This is a genomic window from Nostoc sp., from assembly GCF_041747015.1.
Lineage (GTDB): Bacteria > Cyanobacteriota > Cyanobacteriia > Cyanobacteriales > Nostocaceae > Nostoc.
In genome coordinates this window covers 1-5,127 of record NZ_JBGTFY010000354.1, presented here as the reverse complement: position 1 = coordinate 5,127, position 5,127 = coordinate 1, and the positions used below count along the sequence as shown (strand labels likewise).

Here is a 5,127-nt window from a genome sequence, read left to right as displayed (position 1 = left end):
TATTAAGTGTGAAACAACCTAGTTATGTAAAAAAAATAACTAGTCCGACGCGTTAGTGAACTAGTTTTTAAAGAAATCCTCTTCTCATGCCATGAGTATTATTACTCATCCACAAATAGTAAAAACTGCAAAAGTATAGGTAGTCATAGATTTCTGCACCCAAAGATGTATTCAGCCGATCAACTAATTCTGCGATCGCAGAATTAGCACCATCGCCATCATTTTCGATTTCAATCAGACCCACCACATCGGCATCGAGGGCAGAGATCGCGCTGACAATCTTGGCACTTTGTCGCTCAAACTCTTCTAAACTGTCTGCTCCGCGCGAAGTCGGGAAGCCGTCACCCAAGCCGTCGCCATTGAAGTAGTTCAGTACGTTAAAGCTAGCAACCTTGACGTTGCCACCCACTTCATCGGGTGCAGCCGTCCGGGGATTAGAATCGACAAAATTGGGTGTTGCGGTGGGTTGAAGTCGGTAGCTGCCAAATCCGAAGCCCAGCACACCTGTAAGAGATGTAACCGTGCTACCTGCGCGCAGCGTGCCGTCATTCAAGAAGGGAATCGTTGTGGGATTTTGGGTGTTGCTGCCATCATCAAGCAGAATCTGGCGCAGGTCGTTTGCGTTCTGTTGTGCTGTCACCGCTGCAACGTTGTTTTCGTCGTTCTCGGTTTCAGTAGTCGGAATATCGGTGGGGTCGATGAAGTTTGTGGGGTTAAATAACCGTCCTTCTGAAGACAACAACACTTCACCAAACCTACCCAGGTTAAAGTTTTCTGTAACGGTCAAGGTTTCGGGGAATGTGACTAACATTCCCTCATAGCGCTCCAGGTCAGTTGTTGCAGTCACAGGTAGATCAAGCACTGTAGGGGCAATCAAGCCTGAACCCACGATGCTCAGTCCACTAATGTTGCTGATCTGAGTTTGAGTAAAGCTCTCTCCAACGGTTCCGGTCAGCCGCACCGTTTGACCCACACTCACGTCTGTGCTGTTAGGCGCAAAGATAAATATTCCGTCTGAGGTTGCAGTATTGCCATCTCCAACTGCTTCCTGTAAAAAAAATCCATTCAGCCTACTGCTACCCTGAAAGTCGCCAACTACTACTGCCTCAATTGCCACTCTCTGCCCGACGAAAGGACTGATTGCACCACTTCCCTGAATTTCGTAAACCTCTCTGAGAGCAACATCGTTGTCAAGGATATTGACGTTGAGGTTAGGAATAGGCGTAAGTGTGTTGGAGTATGTCGGATCAGCACTGCTGGTGATCGTATGGGTAATTACTCCCGTGTGAGGAGATCCTTCGGCATCGAAGTCGTTTACTGCTCTGACGGTAATTGTCCTGGAAGTAGCATTTGTCAAGTTCAGTGTGACGGAGTTAAAAAAGTTTGTTCCATCCGTACTCACTTGAGTTTCCCCATCTGCGGCGATCGCTACATTTACTGGACCTGTCGGTGTGGTCGTAAGGGCGATCGTGTAGGTATCAGTTGTCTCATTCTGCTCATCCACATCAGTACTGTTGCCAGATTGAACGATGATTACTCCCGCTCCCGCTCCAGTTCCCGGATTAACGGTATGGTTTCCTAATCCGTCAAAGGTGTCAACAGCAAAACCGTTCCACTCCACGCTGGGATCAAAGGTATCGCTGGGATTGGTATCGCCAGTGGTGATACTACTCTTGCGGCGTAAGGTGTTGTCTGCTGTGCTGGTTAGACCAGTTCCCCACTCAGCACCGGGGTTAAGGCCAATCTGACCGATTGAATCAAGAATCGTCCCAGTAGCACCGCCCTGCCGCAATACGATCGCATCATTTCCGTTAAATAAACCAGAACCGTTTGTTTGATCAGCCTGGTCCAAAATTGCTGCGTTAGCCAGACTCTGGGCGAAGACAAACACATCCCCAGCTGCCACAGTGCCCGTCAAATTGAAATTTGTCGGAGTGGTGCTGCCATTAGAGTACAACTGAATTACATAATTTCCAGCAGCTAAATTGATCGCTGCACCAGTGCTGTTGTAAATTTCTAGGGCTTTATTGTTGCTGCTGCCCTCAATGTATTCCGAAAAAAATAATGCCATTGAAATCTCCGTAAAAGTCGCAAATTTAATGTTAGTTGATCAGTTGGACTGAGGCGATCATCCTTTAGCATGAATATTACTCATAAACTTAGTAGAGTTTATGCGCTAAAAACTTTAGTGGTTTTAGGCGATCGCTGGACTAGTAGGTGAATGTTTATTAATTCAAAAGCTTTAATAAGTTGTGGCTAGCAGAGCCAATTTGGATGTTTCTCACAGCGACATTAAGGGATTAATATCCTTAATTTAAGCAATACCTTCGCCAAAATGCCCTCACTATATATATAAAGTGGGACCAATACTTTTTGGTTAAGCAGAAAAGCTATTTGTTAAGGTAAGCTGCTCTTGAGTCAATACGGTTCAGTTAAAACTGAAAGCATTATTAATGATATGGAAATTGGGAGCTTCAACTCGCTGTCCAGTACCTCTGTGGCTTGGTTTTTTGGAGCGAAACTTTGATACAGGTTTTTTCACAACCCTGGGGTTACACCGATGAACCCGCTCAGGTAACAATGTATCCAGAATCTCTATGGTCAACCACTCGAAAAAAGGGGCAAATCTTGAGAGTTAAGACGTTGAAACTTAGGTACAGCACGACGGATAACTCGTAAAGTTCCTGTAAAACTAAGACGTAATGGAGCAACTCCAGCACTGGTTGCAGCTTGAAACATTAATATTCGTACTGTCCAATGTCCCAGCAACCAAGCATATACCTCTTGCACAACCTCTCGTGGTTTTTGGGAACGGACATGAGTTTTTCGCCCCAGAAGATGTATTTTCAACTCATCAATGGTGTTTTCTACTTCCCATCGCTGATGGTATTCCCTCGCCAACAACTCGGCAGGAAATTTCTCAATGTCTAATAAACTAGTAATCAAGCGATGGTAGTGGTAAATATGTAGTGAAAATAAATTTAGGCACTACAAGAAGAATTATAATGATGAATAAAATACCAGATAGCACCAATGTGGTTATTTAGCTTTTTAGAGAAGGATAAAGTCTTTCTAACCAAACGAGCAATTCTTTGACGCATTGTATTGTTAAAGCGTTCAATATGGTTAGTCTTACCACAATATTCCCTACTGCCTGATGACGTTTGTGAGGAATAACTTGTGCATAAGCTGCCCAAAAATCTGTATAACACACAGCACATTGACGATAAACTGGTGGTAGAGAATTCCATAATCCTCTAGCTCCATCTTCACTGCGTAGTTTACCGCCGTAGGCATCGCCTATATAAACTACAACTATTTCTCTAGTCTTTTTATCCAAAGCTAACCAAATCCATTTCTTATTATTTTTACTAGCTACGAATGACCAAGCCTCATCACATTCGATAGTCAACTTTCCTTTAGGTTTCTCTGAAACCTTTACCTCTTGAGGAATCTGAGTATATTTTTTATTAACGTATTTCTGTAACCAAGTTTCTGAAAACTTGAGCAGCACGAGCAATCCCTGCCAGAGGTATCAATTCATATAAAAGCCGATCAATCAACTCTATCGTATCTTTACTAATAACTTTATTAGTTGGATTTTCTATAAACTGTCAATGACCGTTTTGACACTGGTACTTTGGTTTTTGATTATGAATACTGCCGTTTTTGACAGTGTGTTGAGAACCGCAATTGGGGCAAGTAGGTGCTTTGGCTGACATCGAGGCTGCAATATTCTAATTTCAAAACACTTGTACTTTATTACTTTTAACATTTTATGGCTAAACGATATATTTAGCAAATTTATCTTTGAGAGACAATTCAATCAGTCAGTTAAATGTAATTCAAAATTCCAATAGCTAAAAATGAATAATTTGAGTTAGAAATTATCAGGTTTCACTACATATTTACCACTACCATCCTAGTAAGTGTATGTCAGGTGCTGGCGATCGCTCTTATACAGATGTTTGTATTTAACTACCTGTCCCAGCAGAATGAACCTTTACTAAAAAATGTGACTGCAAATCAATTTACTTAAACGGCTGTCCCCACAGTTCTCAGTCGCAGTCGCAGAAATATCAAAAGCCATTACCTAATGCAGATGTGACACAAGTGCGATCGCGGTCTTTCAAAAAGTGGACGTGATTACGCTCGTGATTTGCTCCCGTTGCAGAGTTACTGGAGCAACTAATTCCTTACAAGTGCTGCACTTGTTAACTGAGGTTGTATATTTGCGGGAGATTGCGCTGCAATTAATTTAATTTTGCCATTAGGGTAGCTTAACGAAGTTATCGCTAAGGAGAGCAACCTACTTTCTCCAAAACACGAAATCCGAGAGCAACTAAATCAAAACTGAAGTGCCGCCGGGGAAAGTAGCCGAAGCTAACCCGGAGTGGCGGCAAGTAAACTTCTAACGCTGGAGCCGCCAGGGAGATCCTGATGATCTAACCAAGTCTTGAAACTGGTTGCAAAAAACTTCAATCTTTTCAGAATCAAGGCGCTCACATAAAGGCATTGCCCCGATCAGCAATCGTGTACAAGCGTATGCGATTGCTCTGGCATTGCTCAAGAGCGCAAGCGTTTGCTATTGTTGGCAATCGTTTTTCTGTCGAATACCAGTCTAAATTAGGGGTAAAGCCTTAGCAGCCTTAAGCCGAGTTGTCACTAAAACAATTGTCCATAAAGAATTTTGGGCATTTTCAACCAGGACAACAGCTTTTAGCACCATAAATTTATGGTGTAGCACGAGTTTATTTGGTTGAATTATAGTTGACAACAATATTTTAAGGCGGCTATTATTATTATGTCAATAGGTGAACGTGATAAATTCAAAGTAGAAGTACAGATGAAAATTAAAATAGACGTTTCTCCTATAGCGACATTCAAGTGGAACGAGGACAATGCCCAAAAACTGAGAGAGCTTAGAGAGAAATCAGGCTATAGCCGGAGAAAACTGTCAGAAGAAGTAGGTGTGTCTACCACTTATATTCATCAACTAGAAGCGCCACATTTATTCATTAATAAGCCTGGAAAACCTAAAGAAATCACTGTTAGTACTGATATATTGCAAAAACTTTGTGCTGCGTTAGGCGGCGAGGTTGCTACTTTGATTTGGGATATAGAATG

The 5,127-nt window shown here is 42.4% G+C and carries 2 protein-coding genes and 2 pseudogenes; 1 reads left to right on the top strand and 3 read right to left on the bottom strand.

Annotation, left to right across the window (positions count from 1 at the left end):
- Window positions 1–67: 67 nt before the first annotated feature.
- The 3 genes and pseudogenes from ACEW80_RS28405 to ACEW80_RS28395 all read right to left on the bottom strand — a co-directional run bounded on the left by ACEW80_RS28405 (window position 68) and on the right by ACEW80_RS28395 (window position 3,722).
- The gene (locus tag ACEW80_RS28405; protein WP_373529811.1) at window positions 68–2,071 is read right to left on the bottom strand and encodes an ExeM/NucH family extracellular endonuclease; all 2,004 of its coding nucleotides are present in this window, start codon (window positions 2,069–2,071) and stop codon (window positions 68–70) included.
- A gap of 530 nt (window positions 2,072–2,601) precedes the next feature.
- Window positions 2,602–2,952: pseudogene (locus ACEW80_RS28400) on the bottom strand (transposase); the annotation flags it as partial.
- Between the two features lie 29 nt (window positions 2,953–2,981).
- Window positions 2,982–3,722 (bottom strand): annotated as a pseudogene (locus ACEW80_RS28395) (IS1 family transposase).
- Between the two features lie 1,082 nt (window positions 3,723–4,804).
- Here ACEW80_RS28395 and ACEW80_RS28390 point away from each other — a divergent pair.
- The coding region (locus tag ACEW80_RS28390; protein WP_373529810.1) for a helix-turn-helix domain-containing protein at window positions 4,805–5,127 on the top strand (323 nt) is incomplete at its 3' end.